Source organism: Thioalkalivibrio sp. ALgr1, assembly GCF_000378285.1.
Lineage (GTDB): Bacteria > Pseudomonadota > Gammaproteobacteria > Ectothiorhodospirales > Ectothiorhodospiraceae > Thioalkalivibrio.
The window spans coordinates 297,106-315,368 of sequence record NZ_KB905133.1 but is presented as its reverse complement, the minus strand read 5'-3'; the positions used below and the strand labels follow the sequence as shown (position 1 = coordinate 315,368).

Genomic DNA, 18,263 nt, shown 5'->3' with positions numbered 1-18,263 from the left:
AAACGCTTTCCGGATTCCGCATGACGGCGCTGGCGGCTTGTGCAGCCGTCGCGTTCGGGGCCGCAGCCCCGTCCGTGGCCGATACCGACTATTCCGAATACCGCGACGTGTTCGAGCCGCTGCCGGCGCTGCCGCCGATCCCGGCGGACAACTCGATGACCAAGGAGAAGATCGAGCTGGGCAAGATGCTGTTCTTCGAGCCGCGCATCTCCAGCTCCGGCGTGATCTCCTGCGCCACCTGCCACAACCCGGCGCTGGGCTGGGCGGACCGCATCCCGCGCGCGGTGGGCCATGACGGCCAGGTTGGCGAGCGCAATACCCCGACCGTGCTGAATTCCGGCTTCTTCACGGCCCAGTTCTGGGATGGCCGCGAGGACGATCTGGAAGGCCAGGCCCTGGGCCCGATCCAGGACGCGATCGAGATGGCGATGCCGCTGGAGGAGGCGATCGCGCGCCTGGAGGAGTTCAACGAGTACCAGGAGAAGTTCGAGGCCGCCTATCCCGATTATGACGGCGACAACGTGATCAATACCGACCACGTGGCCAAGGCCCTGGCGACGTTCCAGCGCACGCTGAACACCCCGAATTCGCCGCTGGATCGCTGGCTGGTCGGGGACGAGGGTGCGATGAGCGAGCAGCAGATGCGCGGGATGAAGCTGTTCGCCGATAACGGCTGCGTGGCCTGCCACAGCGGACCGGCGTTGACCGACAGCAACTTCCATCGCATCCAGGTGCCGGGCTCGGAAGACAAGGGCCGCTATCTGGTCACGGGCGATGAGGCCGACAAGTTCGCGTTCAAGACCCCGACGCTGCGCAATGTGGCGCTGACCTACCCCTACATGAACAACGGCGAGACCGCGACGCTGGACGAGGCGATCCGCATCATGGGGCAGGAGATGCTGGGCATGGAGTTCAGCGATGACGAGGTCGCGGACATCGAGGCCTTCATGCACGCACTGACCGGCGAGATGCCGCGCTTCGATATCCCCGCGCTGCCGTAACTGGCCGCACTGGGATCGGGTGTTACAAGCCCCCTCCGGAGACGGAGGGGGCTTTTTCGTGGGTGCGTTTATTCGACCGTGATAGTGATCTTTTCGGACACAACCGGTGGGTCGAAGCTAATGTGGCGGTAGTCCATGAACAGCAACTGCAGGGTGTACTCGCCGGGTTCCAGTTCCAGCTCGCCCTCGGTCTGTCCACCACCGAAATGACGCTTGTGGTCGGAGAAGGGCAGCGAGGCATCCAGGTCCACCTCGTCGAGTGGCTTGTTCACCAGCAGGTGGTGGTGGCCGGTGTTGTCCATCTCCACGCCGGCCGGCGCGACACCCATGCCGCGCAGGCCCATCTGGACACGCACTGGACTTTCGAGCGTTTCGCCATCCTGTGGACTGATGAAATAAACCTCGGCCCCGTCCGGTGGCGCAATGCGGTCGGTCGCCATGGCATTCCCGGCCAGCGCCAGGCCGCCGGTCAGTGCCAGTAACGTGGAAAGTCGGGTGAGCGTGGGATTCATGAAGGCTCCTTTGGCCCGCGTTCGGGCATCCGTGTGGTCCCAACTCCAGTATAGACCGCGGTCCCTGCGGCAGCCCCGCGGCGTTCTGCTACCCTAGGCGCCTTCAAATTCCACCTTCCTCAGGAACGAGTGCTTCGCATGACTTTTCGTACCCGTTTTGCCCCCAGTCCGACCGGCTATCTGCATATTGGCGGTGCCCGCACCGCGCTGTTCTCCTGGCTGTATGCGCGTCACCACGGTGGCGAGTTCGTGCTGCGCATCGAAGACACCGATCTGGAGCGCAGCAATGCGGAATCGGTCAACGCGATCCTTGAGGGGATGAACTGGCTGGGGCTGACTTACGATCACGGGCCGTTCTATCAGACGGAGCGTTTTGATCGGTACAAGGAGGTAATCGACCAGCTGATGGCCGCAGGTCACGCCTATCGCTGCTACTGCACGAAGGAAGAGTTGGATGCGATGCGCGAGGAGCAGAAGGCGCGCAAGGAAAAGCCGCGCTACGACGGTCGCTGCCGGGCGCGCACCGAGCCGCGCGAGGGCGTGGAGCCGGTAATCCGTTTTCGCACGCCGGACGAGGGGGTGACCATCGTCGACGACATGGTGCGCGGCAAGGTCGCGTTCCAGAACAGCGAGCTGGACGACCTGATCATCGCCCGCTCCGACGGCTCGCCAACCTACAACCTGACGGTGGTGGTCGACGACATGGATATGGGGATCACCCATGTGGTCCGTGGCGATGACCACTTGAACAACACCCCGCGCCAGATCAACATCCTGAAGGCGCTGGACGTGGAACCGCCGCGCTACGGCCACCTGCCGATGATCATGGGCCCGGACGGCGCCAAGCTATCCAAGCGCCATGGCGCGGTCTCGGTGATGCAGTACCGCGACGAGGGCTATCTGCCGGAGGCGCTACTGAACTACCTGGTGCGCCTGGGCTGGGCCCATGGCGATCAGGAAATTTTCTCGGTCGACGAGCTGGTGCGCCTGTTCGATATCCAGGACGTGAACCAGTCTGCTTCCGCGATCAACCCGGACAAGCTCCTGTGGTTGAACCAGCACTACATCAAGTCGCTGGACCCGGATCATGTGGCGCTGGAGTTCGGCTGGCACCTGGGTCAGTTGGGTATCGATCCGTCCAGCGGCCCGGCGATGCGCGACGTGGTGATCGCTCAGCGCGAGCGGGCGCGTACCCTTTGCGAGATGGCCGAGAACAGCGTGTACTTCTATCGCGAGTTCGAGGGCTACGACGAGAAGGCCGCGCGCAAGCAGCTCACCGCCGAAGCACTCCCGGTGCTGCAGACGCTGTATGACGGTTTCAGTGCGCTGGGTGCCTGGGAGAAGGAGCCGCTGCACGAGGTCGTGGTGCACACCGGCGAGCGGCTGGATCTCAAGCTGGGCAAGGTCGCGCAGCCGCTGCGTGTGGCCCTGACCGGCGGCACAGTATCGCCGCCGATCGACGACACCCTGGTGCTGATTGGGCGTGAGCGATCACTGGCTCGGATCGAGCGGGCGCTGAAGAAAATTTCGGCGGAAGCGGGTTGACACTCCAGGGGGTGCTGGCTACAGTACGCGCTCGCCTGACACGGGGCCATAGCTCAGCTGGGAGAGCGCCTGCATGGCATGCAGGAGGTCGGCGGTTCGATCCCGCCTGGCTCCACCAAATTCGGGTGTAAGCGAGTTCACCGATGCATCGTTTTGGGGTTATATCCATCTGGGTGGGTCTGGTGATTGCAGTGGTTGGGCTGTTCGGCGGTTTCGGGCTGATGTTCACCGGGGAGCAAACCTGGTCCAAGCCCCTGATTGCGGCGGTTCCGATCGGATTTCTTCTGGTGTTTACCGGTGTTGTAACCACGATCATTTATCGTGAGACCGCCGGAGGTCACAGAAGCGGCCGGCCCCAGGGCCCGCCAAACTAGCAACAAGACGTTGCCTCTGCGTCCCCATCGTCTAGAGGCCTAGGACACCGCCCTTTCACGGCGGCGACCGGGGTTCGAATCCCCGTGGGGACGCCATTATTCCGAGAAGGCCCGAATCGAAAGGTTCGGGCCTTTTCTTTTGTGCGCGCCGGTACCCGTGCTGGCGCGGGACCGGTTCAGGCGAGCTGCGGGTTTTGCTGCAGCGCCTGCTCGGATGGGTGTCGTCGGGGGATGATGCAGTGGTTGATGCGCAGGAGTTCGCGTTCGCTCCACTGGCGCCAGACGTCATCGCGAGCAAAGCGGGCATAGTCGAGCAGGGTTAATCGTTCGATATTCGGGTTGCCGTGGTCGTGGGCCAGACGTCGTGCCCGCTCCAGCTCCTGCCAGCCCTCGTTGTCGGTGCCGTCGCTGCGTTCCAGTAGCGCATGCGCCCGCAGTCGCCGGATGGCGGGTTCGAAGCCGTGATCCCCTCGTTTCAGGCAGTTGGTCAGTGTATCGGTGGCGATCTGCAGGCGTTCCGAGGGCTTGGCGCCGGTTGCATGCAGGGCGTCGAGCAGGAAGAGCTGAAAGATGGTGCTGACGCCATCCATGATGTGGCGCAATGCATCTGCCTGTTCCCGGAGTGGAGCCACAGCCGAGGGGTCGCCTTGGCGCGCGAGAGCCCAGTGCTGTAGTGCCAGGCCTGAGGCCCGCCAGAGGGGATAGTCATAGTCCTCGGCAATCGCGAGCGCGCGGCGGGCGGAGGTCAGGGCTTCGTCAGGGTCGTCGGCGAAGAAGCCAAGCGCTGCCCGGAAGGCGTAGACAAAGGCCTCGGTGGGGCGGTGTTCCAGCGCTGTGGCCTCGGCGCAGGCCGCATCCATTTCATCCCACGCGCGAGCGTGGTTGCCGAAGAAGAGGAGCGTCCAGGCCATGAAGCCGCGTGAGCTGATCGCAGGGTTTTCGGTGTGGCGCGCGACCAGGTGTGGGTGGTCGTCTTCGCGGTACAGGGCGAGCGCCTGGGTCTGGTGTTCCAGCGCCAGCGGCAGCTGGCCACTCCAGAAGTGCGTGTTGCCTTGTACATAGTGAGCGGCGATCCGTAGCAGGCGGTCGTTCGACTGCTCTGCGACCTGTTCCATGTCGTTGGCCAGGCGGTGGGCTTCATCAAAGCCATGCCAGGATCCGGCACCGTGCCAAAGTCCCCAGAGCACACGGAAGTACTGCACCGCGTCTCGCTGGGGCGCGGTGATGCCCAGCGTACGCTCAAAGATCGCGTGCACTGTGCGCGAGCCGTATCCCAGCAAGGCGAGGTTTGAGGCACCCAGTCCGCCCAGGGCTCGCTGGGTCTGCGCATCGCGTTCTTCCGACGGTTCCCGCTCACCCAGCTCGCGATCGAGGCAGCTGAGCGCGTCTTCGAAGTAGTGCGAGGCCTCCAGCAGCATGCCCCGGGCGAACGCCGCCTCTCCCGCCTCGAGCCAGGCGGGCACCGCCTCCTCCACACGCCCGGCGTGATAGAGATGGCTGGCCACCTGGCCCCAGTCGATACTGCTTGTGCCTCCATCGTCACGCAGGAGATCGGCCAGGCGGCCGTGAAGACGCGTTCGTTCGGCCACCAGCATGGATTCGTAGGCGGCCTGCTGAAACAGCGCGTGACGGAACCGGTAGCGCACACCGTCCAGGACGCCGACCGGCTCGATGAATCCGCGGCCGGTGAGGCGGCTGAGCTGGCGGCGGATCACGTCGGCCGGCTGCTCCAGGAGGTGACTCAGGATGCGCGTATCAAAATCGCGTCCGATTACGGCCGCGGCGTGGGCCAGGTCACGCGCGGTCCCGGTTTGTTCCAGACGTGCCACCAGCAGATTAGCCAGCCCGGGCGGCAAGGTGTCGGGCAGGGTCCCGGTGCGCGCCGCTTCGAGGGTGTAGCGCGTCAGCTCCTCGAGAAAAAGCGGGACGCCCTCGCCGCGCTCGATGAGTTGTTCGCGCAGGTGCGTCGTCAGGCGATGCTGGGTGTCGCAACGCTCGATGAGTTCATGTGCAGCCTGGTCGGGCAGGGCGTGCAGTCGCAGGTGCTCGAGCGGGATATCGCGCCAGTTGGAGCGAAAACTCATGCGGGCCGTGAGCAGGGTCAGCAACGGGCGGTCATGCAGGCGCTGATACAGGCGTCGGAGGAATTCGGCCGTGCCGGAATCCATCCAGTGCAGGTCGTCGCAGATCAGCAGGATGGGGCCTCGTTGGGCTCGGCGTCGGGCGAGTTCGACGAGGACGTCAATGATGTGATCCCGGTCGAGACCCTGCGCGGCCAGTGCTTCGAGGCCGTTGCTGTCCGGGTGTGTGAGCCAGTGCGCCAGGGCGTCGGCGATGTCCGCATCGAGTGATCGAGCGGTGCCGAGGGCACGTGCCAGTCGGCGCTGGCGGCTGGCATTCATGCTGCCGAGCCCAAGCCAGGTGGCGAACGCTTGACGCACGGGCGTCAACAAGTGCCGCGCGCGGTCCTCGCGGCACTTCAGCAGGAAGCGCGAGCGCGCCTGGCCGCGGATGCGCTCGTCGAGGTGTCGTGCGAGACGGCTCTTGCCCAGGCCGGCTTCACCCTGAATCAGTACATAGTGTGGTTTGTGATGTTCGAGTGTCTGGCGCCAGATCATGTGCAGGCGCTCAAGCTCCTCTGTGCGTCCTGCCAGAGGAGTGAGGCCACCTCGGGCGTGCTGGGCATCGACGCGATCCAGGGGGCCGGGGTCGCCGGTGACGCGCTGGCTTCCTTCGAGTACTCCCGTGCCTGCGTGAGGGCTGAACAGAAAATACCCCGAGACGCGCTGGTGCACGGATGGCGAGACCACGAGCGTCCCCGTGTCGGTCGAACGTGCCAGAGCCTGTGCGCGCTGGCTGAGCAGGCCAGCGGGGTCGGGGGTGTCCGGGTCTACCCCGGTTACGATGAGGTCGGTATCGACGCTTATGCGCAGCTCGCAGTCGCTCGGGGCTGTTTGCAGGACTTGCCAGGCGGCGTGGACGGCATCGACGGTGGCCTGCTCGCGACCTGCAGGATAGCCAAAATAGGCGAGGAGGCCGCTGCCAGGGGCCCGAACCACATGCCCCCGATGGTTCAACAGGACCAGGTCCAGTTGCTCCAGGGTGTGTTGCATGCGTTCATTCTGCAGCTCGACGTCAAGCTCGGCGTCCGCCTGGACCAGGCAGGCCACAACGGTGACCCGGCGGCGCTCGGCACGCAGAGAGGCTGTTTCGGGTGTGGCAGTAGAAGACACCGTTGCCGGTGTCTTTGGTGTTGGGGCCAGGATTTCGTCGCGGGTTCGCACCAGCAGGTGGCCAGGGCCATCGACCGCCTGGCGCTCCAGGCGGCCAAAGTGTTCCAGCGCCCGCTCGCGGTTACCCATGCCGGCCAAGGTCAGCATGACCAGGCGGTGCAGGGCCTCTTCATGGGGCTCCATCGCCAGCAGTCGCTGGAGTTCGGTGAGCAGGGCTTCGGCGTCTGCGGAGTGGCAGAGATCGTCGAGATTTTCCTCGATCAGGAGGAGCAGCTGGGACCAGTAGTGGTCGCGCTGTGTCTGTGCCCAGGCGGCGAGCTCGGGGAGATCCTGGAGTGCGCGCACGGGATCAAGAAAGGGGCCATGGTAGTGGCGGATACTCGCGAGAGTTTGTGCGGCCAGTTCGTTGCAGCTCAGGTGGCTGCGGTCGGCCCGCAGGCGGTGCAGGGCGAGGAAATCGATCTCGGTGCCGGGCTGAAGCTGGAAGTGGACGTAGCGCGGTGTGGCCTCGAGCAGGGCGGCGGGCGGATCCGGCAGTTGCCGCCGCAGTTGAAATAGCCCCTGGCGCAGGTTGACACGTGCGCTGTCGCTGTCCAGCTCGGGCCAGAACAGGTGCGCCAGTTCCTGGCGTGGCACGCGCCGTGGGCATTCGGCCGCCAGGTAGGTCAGCAACAGCCCCAGCTTGGTGCCGGACAGGGCGGGCACATCACGGCCCTCGACCCGCACGCCGACTGTGCCGAAGGTCGTGATCTCCAGATGAGCCAACCATCCCCCCTGTCGCAAACGCCGGGCGCATGCCAACGGGCGTCGTCGCCGCTGTTGCCGGTGCCCGGGTGGTTATTGCGTGTCTTGCCCGCGCTGTCTGGCCGCGAGACGAAATCACCCGGATTGTACCGGGATTTGAGGTGCTGGGTCAGTCGATCCGGATAGTGGTGTATCCCTGCTGCTCGTAGCCCATGATGGACAGGAAGGTGTTGCCCACCAGATTGACGCCCGGGATCAGGTCGTCCTGGCCGAGATCGAAGCGACGGGTGGCGATGTAGCAGGCCTCCATGTGGACACCATCCAGCTCCTGGATGTCGGCCAGGCGGTCATGGATGTGGCGTACCGCCGATACGTCCTCGATCTCCAGGTGGTCGGTGTCGCGTGCAATCAGCGCGGCGGCACCACCGCGAAACGCGAACACCATGTTCGGTTCCAGACCCTGGCGCACCATGTCCTCGTGGGTCTCCTCGATAACGCTCAGCCGGGCAATCAGGCGTTCGGGATCGCCAATGGTGATGTCCCAGAGGATCTGGCCGTGTTCGATGCCTGCGAGTGCACGCTCGTCGGAGGGCTTTTCCGCCGCCACCGGACCCGTGAGCAGGAAGGCCAGCAGGACAGTTCCGATCATGCCGATCAGCCGGTATTTCATGGCGAGCTCCTTGCCGACCCAGAGCCGGTTTCTGCGGTGACTATGCCTCAAGTTTAGGGCATGGGGACCCGTGTGCACACGAGTTCCCATGCCCAGCCTGCTTCGGGGGGCCGGTTGGATGGCCCCCGCGCGGGCGATTTAGTGCCCGTGGTAGCCCTTGTGCAGGTACTCGACACCCTCGAGGTTTTGCACCTGGATCTCGCGCACCGGGATGAAGCGTGCAGTGCCGGGCCCGACGATCTCCTCGGTCACTCGGATGCGGTACGGGGCTTTCGAATTCAGGACCTGCCCGACGTATTGCTTGCCCTCGTGGGTCACGCGTACCGGGGTCGTCTTGTCGTGGCGGCTGAAGTTGTAGCTAACGCCTTTGGGGTAGTTCAGGTTGCGTTCGGAAAAGGTCATGTCTGGGCCTTGCTGGATGACTTGGTTTGACTGGTTGATGTGTTCTTGATGGCCTCGAAGGCCTCCAATGCGGCCTGGCGGCTGGCTTTCAGGTCGACGATCGGGGCGGGATAGCCCAGGGTGCCGCCGGCGCCCGGGGCGTGAATATACCGTGTTTCGGTCTTCTTGAGCACCGGCAAAAAGCGTCGCACGAATCGGCCGTCCGGGTCGTATTGTTCCCCTTGGCGTTGTGGGTTGAAGATTCGGAAATACGGTGCGGCATCGGCGCCGCAGCCACCGGCCCACTGCCAGCCCAGAGTGTTGGAGGCAAGATCGGCGTCGACCAGGGTGTCCCAGAACCAGCGGGCGCCGTGCACCCAGTGCAGGCGCAGGTTTTTGGTCAGGAAGGATCCTACGACCATGCGCAGGCGGTTGTGCATCCAGCCGGTTTCCCACAGCTGGCGCATCGCCGCGTCCACGATCGGGATTCCGGTGCGGCCCTGTTGCCAGGCGGCGAGGTCGGCCTCCGATTCGCGCCACGGGAAATCCTCGAAGCGCGGGTTCAGGGGCTGTTCCGGCGTGTGCGGGAAGTGATAGAGCACATGGTGCGCAAAGTCGCGCCAGCCGAGTTCGCGCACGAAAGACTCGGGCCCCTTGTGCTCCAGGCTGATGTTGGCATCGCGCAGGGCGCGCAACACTTGCCGCGGCGAAACCTCGCCAAAATGCAGATGCGGTGACAGCCCGGAGGTGCCGTCCTGGTCGGGGCGGTCGCGGCTGTCGGCATAGCCTGTGATCGACTGCCCGAGGAACCGCTCCAGGCGTGCCTGGGCGCCGCGTTCGCCGGGTGCCCAGGTGGCGCGCAGGCCGGCGGCCCAGTCGATTCGGGGCAGCAGTGCCAAGTCGTCGAGCGTCAGGGAGGCCGGTGGTTTTTCGGGCCCCGGCAGGCGAGAAGGGGCGGGGAGCGGGTCCTGTTCAATCCCGCGCTGCAGGCAGGCGCGCCAGAACGGGGTGAAGACCCTGTACGGGCCGCCCTGGCCGGTCTCGACGTCCCAGGGCTCGATCAGCAAGGCCGCGTTGAAGCTGCGAACCTCCAGGCCGTCGGCACGCAGCCCGGCCTTGATCCCCTGATCGCGCAGGACGCGGGCCGGTTCGTATACGCGGTTCCAGTACACGGCCTCGGCGCCCGTCTCGACGACCAGCTCGCGCAGGGTGTCGAGGCTCGGGCCGGCGCGAACGACCAGAGGGCTGCCGGCCTTGTTCAGCGCCTCGTTGAGCGACTGCAGGCTGTGGTGCAGCCACCAGTTGGAGGCGGCCCCGGGGGCCCACTGCAGGTCCTCGTCCGGGGCATGGATGAACACCGGGATCACGGCTCCCCCGCGCTCGACGGCGGCGTGCAGTGCGGGCTGGTCGGCCAGGCGCAGGTCCTGGCGCAGCCAGACGAGGGTGGGTCCGGGCATCAGAGTCGCTCCCCCTGCTGCAGCCGTTCGCGGATCGCGGCGGCCTGTGTGCGAATGGCCTGAAGGCGTTCGGTGTCCATCTTCTCGATGTGCTTCCACTGCAGCGCGGTGCGCGGATGATTCGCGAAGCGTTCGCGGTGGCGATCGAGGAAGTCCCAGTAGAGGGTTGTGAACGGGCAGGCGTCGTCGCCGAGCGCCTCGGTCGGGCGGTAGCGACACTGTGTGCAGTAGTTGCTCATGCGCTGGATGTAGCGCCCGGTGGCGACATAGGGCTTGGAGGCCATGCGGCCGTCATCGGCGTATTGCGACATGCCGATTACGTTCGGCATCTCCACCCATTCCACCGCATCGACGTAGATGCCCAGATACCACCCGTGAATGGCGGTCGGTTGTACCCCCAGCAGCTGCGCGAACAGGCCGGTGACCATCAGGCGCTGGATATGGTGGGCATAGCCAAGACGCAGGGTCTGTCCGACGGCTTCGCGCAGGCAGCGCATCTCGGTGTCGGCATCCCAGTACAGCGCCGGCAGGGGTTCCCCGGCTTCGAGCGCGTTCCAATCGTGCCAGCGCTCGCCGAAATGGAAATACAGGCCGCGCACGTATTCGCGCCAGCCCAGGATCTGGCGGACAAAGCCTTCCACTGCGGCCAGCGGGGCATGGCCACGGCGCCAGGCGTCCTCCGCTGCAGCGATTACCTCGCGCGGGCTGAGCAGGTGCAGATTCAGGGCGGCGGACAGGCGGGCGTGGTACAGCCAGGGCTCGCTGCTCCACATCGCGTCCTGGTACTGACCGAAGTGTGGCAGCCGGTGGGCGATGAAATCGTCCAGCGCCTCGCGCGCATGCGCGGGTGTGACTGGCCAGTCGAAGTCCTCGCAGCGGCCGGGGAGGTCGGGCAACTGCTCGGCGACGATCTGGATGACCTCGCGCGTGACGGCGTCGGGCGGGAAGCGTCTCGGTGCGGGCAGTAGGCCGGGACCTTCGCGGCCGAAATGCCCCCGGTTCTCGGCGTCGAAGTTCCACTGGCCGCCGGCGGGCTCGCCGTCATCCATCAGCACATCAAGACGGCGGCGCTGGTCGCGGTAGAAATACTCCATGCGCAGTTGCTTGCGGGTCCCGGCCCACTCGGAAAATGCCTCGAGCGATACCAGGAACAGCGGGTCGGGCAGGATGGTGAGCGTGACCCCGGCTCTGCGGCAGGCCGTCTCCAGCTCGCGCTGTACGCGAACTTCGCCGGGTTGCAGGACCTGAACTTCGCGTGGACGCAGGCGGCGCAGATCGGCCTCCAGGGCGGACTCGAGCGTGTGATGCCCGTGGTCGCCCAGGGCATGGTAGTGCAGCGCCCATCCGTCCTCGCGCTGGCGCCGGGCGAAGTGGCGCATCGCCGAGAGAAACATTACGGTACGGGCGGCGTGCGACGGGACATGCAGCGATTCGCCCGGCACCTCGGCCATCCAAAGGGCGTCGCGGGAGGGGTGCAGGGTTTCCTGCACGGGGTGAGGCTGGGCGAGCTGGTCGCCGAGTACCACCAGCAATTTCGTCGGGTGGTCGTTCGCGCTCGGAGGTTGGCCGGAGTCCACGAGCCGTGGTGGACCGGCTCAGTGAGGCAGTTGTCGGCTGAGGAGTTCGGCCGCTTCGAGCGGCGCGCCGGGCAACACTTCGATTTCGCGCTGGTGATTCACCTGGGAGAGTTCGAGCGCCGCGGAACCCGCCAGATAGCAGCGAGGCCCGGGGCGATTCAGGATAGCCTCGATGCGCGGCAGTTCGGGGGAGCGCATCAGCTGCGAGGAGCCGTGGATTATCACGGCAGGCGCGGACTGGCGTTTCACCAGCGCCTCAAGGGCCTCGGGGCTGGTCGCGTCAAACAGGGGCAGTGTTTTGAGGCCTCGCCGGGCGCAGGCCAGTTGCAGGAGCATGCCGCCAACCTGCTGGTGCCCGCCGCCCAGGACCAGGCAAGGAATGGCGGGACCTTCGCAGGCCCGGATCGCTGCGCGCAGCTGATCGGCAAAGGCCGCGGTGGCCCAGGCCGCGAAAACCGCCAGGCGAACCTCGCCTTCGGGCGAGTGCCGCGATTCTTCCCGCAGGCGCCGATAGACCTCGAGAAAGGCGCTTTCATGCACGCCGTTCCAGCCGTGGCGCATAACCAGGCGCGCGTAGGTCCTCTCCAGCTGAGCCGTGTCCAGTTCCGCGGCAGAGGAATAGAGCGCCTCGGCCAGTGGGTCGAGCGTGTGAGGGGCGATACCGGGTTTGCTGGTGCCCGTGCGATTGCGGCTGGCGGATGCTTCGGATTGGGTATGCGACGAGGGGGGCGGTTCCACCGTTGCGCTTTCGCTGGCCAGGACACGATGGACCTGGGAGACCGGAATCCCCTGATCGAGCAGCTCCAGGATGCGCTTGATGCGGGCAATGTCGTCTGCGCTGTATAGCCGATGACCCTTGGGGGTGCGCATCGGGCGAATCAGCCCGTAGCGACGCTCCCAGGCGCGCAGAGTGACGTCATTGATCCCGGTCTCCGCGCACACGTGGCGGATGGGATAAAGACCTTCCTGTTCGGATGTGCCCAATTGTGTCGCGCTGGCCATAGGTTAATTGTACAGCATCTGTACGGATCATGTACTGCGTATTCGGGCCGAGCATCGGCCGTACTGATGGTTGCCGTCAACCCCGGCCTCGACCGCTCCCCCCGCGATTGGCCACCAGGCCTTCATGGGGGGTTCTGTTGGAATGAACCCGAACGGGGTTTAGTCCCCTAATAGGGCAAAGGATCCCATACGGAGGCGAACAATGCCGCAGGACGGACACAGAGCGCGACATCCGGTCATTCGGGGAGGTTCTATGCTGGCCGTGATTACAGCCCTGTCCTGGGCTGTGGCCATGCCGGTGCAGGCCAATCCCGAAATGGCAGAAAGTATTTCCCCGTACCTCAGATTGCATGTCGACGACCCGGTAAAGTGGCGTGCCTGGGATCCTGCGCTGCTGGAGAAAGCCCGCGAGGAACAGCGCCCGTTATTGATCTCGAGTGGGTATTACTCCTGCTATTACTGCCACGTCATGCAGGAGGAGAGCTTCCAGGACGAAGGCATCGCCGAGCGCCTGAACGAGCATTTCATCCCGGTCAAGGTCGATCGCGAGGTGAACGGTGCGCTCGATACCTATCTGCTCGAGTTTCAGCGCGCCACCGCCGGGGCGACTGGCTGGCCCCTGAACGTGGTGGTCACGCCCGAGGGGTACGCGCTGACCGGTGTGGTGTATGCCCCGCGTGATCAGTTCGCGGAGTTCCTGGATGGCATTGCCGACCGCCTCGAGGCCGACTATGACCGGCTTCTGGATCTCGCCCGACGCGGCAGTGACGAGCTCTCCGAGCAGCTGCGCAAGGGCGAAGAGCCCATGTCCGACAGCCGGGCGGCGCGTCTGCCGCAGGTCCTCTGGAACGCGATGGAACGCGAGGCCGATGACCTCCAGGGTGGGTTCGGGAGTTCAACCAAGTTTCCGCACTCGCCGTGGCTGCGCGCGATGCTCGAAGCCGAGCAGGCCGGCAAGGCGCCGAACTGGGTCCCGGAGTTTCTCGAGATCACCCTGGACGAGATGGGCGGGTCCGGATTGCGTGACGTACTGGGTGGCGGGTTCTTTCGTTATTCCGAGTCGCCGGACTGGGACGAGCCACATTTCGAGGTGATGCTGGAGGACCAGGCCCAGCTGGCCTGGCTTTACCTCAAGGCGGGTACGCATTTCGATCGTGACGACTGGATCGATATCGGCCTGGAGAATCTCGATTTCGTGAAGCGCGACATGGCCCTGCGCGAGGATGATCTGGGCGAACAGGCCGACGTCGGTCCCGATGGCTTTCGTGGGTTCGCCGCCAGTCTTTCGGCTATCGACGAGCAGGGGCGCGAGGGCGGCGCATACCTGTGGCCGGAGGAGGATCTCGACGCTGCGCTGGCGGATCACGAGAACCCGGAACTGGTGCGGGCCTATTTCGGGATGGAAGGCGCCTCGGTGTTCGACCTCGGATACCTGCCGCGTGGAGGCGATTCCATCACGCAACTGGCCGAGCGCTTCGAGCTCGACGAGGAGGTGGTGCAGGAGCAGGTGGACAGAGGCCGCGAGGCCCTGATCCAGGCTCGCGAGGAGCGCGGTCTGCCGCGCGATGAAAAGGTCCTGACCGGGGCGCACGGGCTCCTGCTGTCCGCGCTGGCGCTGGCGGCGGACCACGACGAGCGCTTCGAGGAGGCCGGAAAGGCCGTGCGCTCGTGGTTGCTGGAGGTGGCCGAGTCGCCTGATGAGTTGCCGACGCTGATGGGCCTCCCGAGCGAGGATGCCGGTGAGGCGACGCTGAACGATTACGCCTATGTTGCCCAGGGGCTGCGTGACTGGGATTCGACGCGCGACAGTGGTGATCGCGACAACGCAATCGCCTTGCTGGAGACGGCCTGGGAGCGTTTCCGCGACGACGACGGCTTTCGGTCCGAGCCGGAACCCCCGCTGCCCGGGATGATCTCGCAACGCTTCCATCCAGCGGTTCACCGGCCGTCGCCGACCACTCTGATCCTGCGGATGACCGAAGAGTGGCTGGAGGAGAGCGAGACGCTCAAGACGGCCTTCGAGGAGTACGACCTGCGCCCGGGGCGCGGAGTCGAGGGGCAGCCGAAGCATCATGCGCGGCTGATCCTCTGGTTCGAGGAACGCGACTGATCGCCAGCGCCCGGCGTGCGGCGCACCTGTCCGGCGCCGTGGAGGCTGGGTCTGGTTCGACCCCCGGTGTTTACGGTGCCTTCGGCCGGCCGCCTGCCAAGCGCTGTCTCGCCAGCGCGCCGCGAGGTACTTCTTTGCTCGTGCAAAGAAGTACCCAAGAAACACGCCCGACTGCCGCGACCTCGGCCCGCTGTGCCGGGGTTTCCCTCGCTCCGAGGGTTTTCGCGGACGGCGCTGAAACTCGCTGCGCCTTCGGCTTCGCTCAGACAGTCAGCGCCCCCGTTTCTATTTTGAATCGTCCCGCGAAAACCCTCTCCACTCGGCGCGACGACAACGGGGGTGAAGGTCAAGACAACGGCTGTCCCGGCGATTGTGCTTATGGACGGAGGCTAGGTCTTCGGACAGCTTGGGCACGCGCGGCCTACGGCCATGGCGTTCCGCGCCCGCAAGCGGGCGCTAAGGGTAGGATGCCGATGAGCGCAGCGAATCGCATCAGGGTTGCCCCGACGCCGGAACGGTGCGTTTCGCTACGCTCAACCGCACCCTACGAAGGCTAGATTGACTGCAGGCATGGGGATACCTTCTGTTTTGACCTTCGTCCCCCGTATGAAGCCCCTTGCGGAAGGGTTCTCGGGACGGAAGATTCAAAATAAAAACGGGGGCGCTGACTGTCTGAGCGAAGCCGAAGGCGTAGCGAGTTTCAGCGCCGCCGGCCCGAGGGCCCTGGAGCAAGGTTCCCGGGCGGAATCCGGGTGCCCTTCTTTGGGTACTTTCTTGGGCTAGCAAGAAAGTACCTCGCGGCGCGCTCGCGAGTGAGCGCACGGCAGTATGCGGACCGAAGGCACGTATACACCGGGTGCCGAACCGGGCCGGCCACAATATGGTAGGCGGTCGGACGAAGCCACGGTAAACGCCAGAGGACGAAACAGGCTCAGCCTAAACGGCGCGGAAGGTGGTCGGGGTGCGCGCCTACCGGGGCGTTAGCCCGGCAGGGCGCGAAGGGGAGGGTTTAGTCGTTCGCTTGGGCGGCGCGTTCTTTTTCGGCCTGGTGCAGGCGCTGCAGCATGGCCTTGAGCACCTTCGGGTTGCCGGCGACGACATCGCCGCGGCGAAGCACGTCCGGGTTGCCGGCCCAGTCGCTGACAACGCCACCCGCCTCCTGCACCAGCAGCAGGCCTGCCGCGATGTCCCAGGCCTGCAGGCCCATCTCCCAGAAGCCATCGAAGCGTCCGCAAGCGACCCAGGCCAGATCCAGCGCGGCAGAGCCCGGGCGGCGTACACCGGCGGTGCCGGGCACCAGGTGGCGCAGGCTGCTCAGGTAGCGCTCCAGATCCTGGCCTTCGCGGAAGGGGATGCCGGTGCCCAGCAGGGCGCCGTTGAGGTCCTTGCGGTCGGACACGCGGATCCGGCGGCTGTTGAGAAACGCCCCGGCACCCCGCGTCGCGGTGAACAGCTCTTCCTTCAGCGGGTCGTAGACCACCGCCTGCTCCAGCCGCCCCTTGTGCTTGAGTGCGATGGAGATGCCGTACTGGGGGATCTGGCGCAGGTAGTTGGTGGTGCCGTCCAGCGGGTCGATGATCCAGACGTATTCGCCGTCGGCTCCGTCCTGCTGCCCGCCTTCTTCCGCCATGATGGTGTGGTCGGGATAGGCGCGGCGCAACGTCTGCACAATGGCCTGCTCGGCGGAGAGGTCGACATCCGACACCCAGTCGTTGCGGGCCTTCTCGCGCGTGTTCATGCGATCCGGTCGTCCCCAGGCGCGGGTGGTGATGCGTCCGGCTTCGCGAGCCGCCGATACCGCCGTGTTCAGCATGGGGTGCATGGGGTGTCTCCTGGTGTTCTGAGGGGTGTCCAGCGGGCGCGCGCACGCGCCGCGGAAAGGCCGCGAACAATACACAAGCGGCTCTTTTTTGGGAAGTCGCAGGCACCGGTGTGTACAATCCGACGCCTTGAACGAAGGGGGTTCCGCATATGGAGCAACGCCTGGGCCGGGTGCGGGTCGTGCTGGTCGGTACGACGCATCCGGGCAACATCGGCTCCGCCGCGCGTGCAATGAAGGCCATGGGGGTTACCGATCTGGTGCTGGTGGCGCCGGAGCGGTTCCCGCATGCCGATGCCACGGCGCTGGCCTCCGGGGCCGATGACCTGCTGGCGCGGGCACGGGTGGTGGACGACCTGGCGGCTGCGGTCGCGGACTGTGTGTGGGTGATCGGGACCAGCGCCCGGCTGCGCACGCACTCTGTGCCCGTGCTGGGCCCGGATATTGCGGCCGAACAGGTGCTGACGCATGCGTCCGAGGGGCCGGTCGCGCTGGTGTTCGGGCGCGAGCACAGCGGGCTGACCAATACCGAGCTGGATCACTGCAACGCCTTTGTCCAGATCCCGACCGTCCCGGATTTCAGCTCCCTGAACCTCGCCGGCAGCGTGCAGGTGATGACCTATGCGCTGCGCATGGCCGCCCTGGCCGGGGAGTCGGTTGGGGCCGCGGCTGCGGCCGAGCCCGAGGATGCGCGCGACCCGCTGGCGACCCAGGCGGAGATGGAGGGCCTGTTCAGTCATTTCGAGCAGGCGCTGACGACCATCGAGGTGCTGGATCCCGAGAACCCGCGCCATTTGATGCGGCGCCTGCGCCACCTCTACATGCGCGCGGGGCTCAGTGCCAGCGAGGTGCGCATGCTGCGCGGCATATTGACGCACACGGAGCGTGGCCGCTGAGACGGGTCGCGCGCGGAAGTGATACCTTAGTAAATGACTCAGGAATGAGGCCCGGCCATGTTTGACAGGATGCGCGAGGACATTCGCTGCGTGTTCGCACGCGACCCCGCCGCCCGCAACGCCTTCGAGGTGGTGACGGCGTATCCCGGTCTGCATGCGCTCTGGTATCACCGGCTGGCGCACTGGCTGTGGAACCATCGCATGCGCTGGCTGGGGCGGGTGATTGCCAACTTCAGTCGCTGGGTGACCGGGATCGAGATCCACCCGGGCGCGAAGATCGGGCGGCGCTTCTTTATCGACCACGGTATGGGCGTGGTGATCGGCGAAACCGCCGAGGTCGGCGATGACTGCACGATCTACCACCAGGTGACCCTCGGCGGTACCAGTTGGGAGGGCGGCAAACGCCACCCGACGCTGGGCGACGAGGTGGTCATCGGTGCGGGGGCCAAACTGCTGGGCCCGATCCACGTGGGTGACCGCGCGCGCATCGGTTCGAATGCAGTGGTGCTGAAGGATGTCCCGGCGGATGCGACGGCGGTCGGGATCCCGGCGCGGGTCATCGGTCCGCGGCCGGAGCCGGACCCGCGGTTTCAGCAGATGGCCGACCGCCTGGGTTTCGATGCCTACGGTGTTGCGCGCGATATGCCCGACCCGGTGGCCAACGCGATTCATCGGATCGTGCACCGAGTGCATGAGCTGGACGAGCGCATGGACAAGGCCTGCCAGGCCCTGAAGCGTGCGGGGATCGACCCCGGCGAGGTGGTGGGCGATGCGGATTCGAGGCCGATCGAGCCGTGCGATCTGGAGGGGCTGGAGCCGGACGAATGCGAAGTGCCTCGGCCTGCGGAAAGCCAACAAGAACGTAAACAGCAGGGGAATACTTGATCGTTTTGGTCGGTTATTCTAAGCTGCACGTCAAATGAGCAGGAAGCAGACACAGCC

At 65.7% G+C, this 18,263-nt stretch carries 14 protein-coding genes and 2 tRNA genes; 8 read left to right on the top strand and 8 right to left on the bottom strand.

All coding sequences use genetic code 11. The features are described 5' to 3' along the window. Nucleotides 1-20 precede the first annotated feature (20 nt). On the top strand, nt 21-1,001 hold the full coding sequence (locus tag F466_RS0105865; protein ID WP_018993644.1) for a cytochrome-c peroxidase: 981 nt from the start codon (nt 21-23) through the stop codon (nt 999-1,001). A 68-nt stretch (nt 1,002-1,069) separates the two neighbouring features. On the opposite strand, the gene F466_RS0105860 is transcribed toward F466_RS0105865, so the two are convergent. Further along, nucleotides 1,070-1,513: a DUF4399 domain-containing protein gene (locus F466_RS0105860; RefSeq protein WP_018138731.1), complete on the bottom strand. Its 444-nt coding sequence runs from the start codon at nt 1,511-1,513 to the stop codon at nt 1,070-1,072. A gap of 138 nt (nt 1,514-1,651) precedes the next feature. Between F466_RS0105860 and gltX the strand changes: the two genes are divergently transcribed. From gltX to F466_RS0105840, 4 genes are all read left to right on the top strand, one after another. Continuing rightward, nucleotides 1,652-3,058, top strand: coding sequence for a glutamate--tRNA ligase (gene gltX / locus F466_RS0105855; RefSeq protein ID WP_018993643.1), 1,407 nt, complete (start codon nt 1,652-1,654; stop codon nt 3,056-3,058). Between the two features lie 42 nt (nt 3,059-3,100). After that, nucleotides 3,101-3,176, top strand: a tRNA-Ala gene (locus F466_RS0105850). A 25-nt stretch (nt 3,177-3,201) separates the two neighbouring features. Beyond that, nucleotides 3,202-3,432, top strand: coding sequence for a hypothetical protein (locus tag F466_RS0105845; RefSeq protein WP_012982227.1), 231 nt, complete (start codon nt 3,202-3,204; stop codon nt 3,430-3,432). 20 nt (nt 3,433-3,452) lie between these two features. Beyond that, nucleotides 3,453-3,528 (top strand) — tRNA-Glu (locus F466_RS0105840). 80 nt (nt 3,529-3,608) lie between these two features. Here the strand turns inward: F466_RS0105840 and F466_RS0105835 are convergent. The 6 genes from F466_RS0105835 to F466_RS0105810 form a co-directional block, all read right to left on the bottom strand. Continuing rightward, entirely contained in the window at nt 3,609-7,430 is a 3,822-nt protein-coding gene (locus tag F466_RS0105835) for an AAA family ATPase (protein ID WP_018138733.1), read from the bottom strand. Between the two features lie 148 nt (nt 7,431-7,578). After that, nucleotides 7,579-8,079, bottom strand: coding sequence for a hypothetical protein (locus tag F466_RS0105830; RefSeq protein ID WP_018138734.1), 501 nt, complete (start codon nt 8,077-8,079; stop codon nt 7,579-7,581). A 138-nt stretch (nt 8,080-8,217) separates the two neighbouring features. Continuing rightward, nucleotides 8,218-8,481, bottom strand: a complete 264-nt coding sequence (locus F466_RS0105825) for a hypothetical protein (protein WP_018138735.1) — start codon at nt 8,479-8,481, stop codon at nt 8,218-8,220. Then, a complete protein-coding gene (locus F466_RS0105820; RefSeq protein WP_018993642.1) occupies nt 8,478-9,917 on the bottom strand; it encodes a deoxyribodipyrimidine photo-lyase in 1,440 nt (479 codons plus the stop codon). The genes F466_RS0105825 and F466_RS0105820 overlap by 4 nt, the downstream gene beginning before the upstream one ends. Continuing rightward, nucleotides 9,917-11,449 (bottom strand): cryptochrome/photolyase family protein, encoded by a 1,533-nt coding sequence (locus F466_RS0105815; RefSeq protein ID WP_018138737.1) that lies wholly within the window; start codon nt 11,447-11,449, stop codon nt 9,917-9,919. Before F466_RS0105815 ends, F466_RS0105820 begins: the two co-directional genes overlap by 1 nt. Nucleotides 11,450-11,512: 63 nt before the next feature. After that, nucleotides 11,513-12,496, bottom strand: coding sequence for a MerR family transcriptional regulator (locus F466_RS0105810; protein ID WP_038038618.1), 984 nt, complete (start codon nt 12,494-12,496; stop codon nt 11,513-11,515). A gap of 253 nt (nt 12,497-12,749) precedes the next feature. On the opposite strand from F466_RS0105810, the gene F466_RS0105805 reads away from it, so the two are divergent. Next, entirely contained in the window at nt 12,750-14,606 is a 1,857-nt protein-coding gene (locus F466_RS0105805) for a thioredoxin domain-containing protein (protein WP_018993640.1), read from the top strand. 1,009 nt (nt 14,607-15,615) lie between these two features. On the opposite strand, the gene F466_RS0105800 is transcribed toward F466_RS0105805, so the two are convergent. Further along, nucleotides 15,616-16,428, bottom strand: coding sequence for an inositol monophosphatase family protein (locus F466_RS0105800; RefSeq protein ID WP_018138889.1), 813 nt, complete (start codon nt 16,426-16,428; stop codon nt 15,616-15,618). Nucleotides 16,429-16,577: 149 nt separating this feature from the next. Between F466_RS0105800 and F466_RS0105795 the strand changes: the two genes are divergently transcribed. Next, nucleotides 16,578-17,321 carry an RNA methyltransferase gene (locus tag F466_RS0105795; protein WP_018138888.1) on the top strand — a complete coding sequence of 248 codons (744 nt, stop codon included), beginning with the start codon at nt 16,578-16,580 and terminating at the stop codon, nt 17,319-17,321. A 57-nt stretch (nt 17,322-17,378) separates the two neighbouring features. Then, nucleotides 17,379-18,206 carry a serine O-acetyltransferase gene (cysE, locus tag F466_RS0105790; protein WP_018174409.1) on the top strand — a complete coding sequence of 276 codons (828 nt, stop codon included), beginning with the start codon at nt 17,379-17,381 and terminating at the stop codon, nt 18,204-18,206. Nucleotides 18,207-18,263 lie beyond the last annotated feature (57 nt).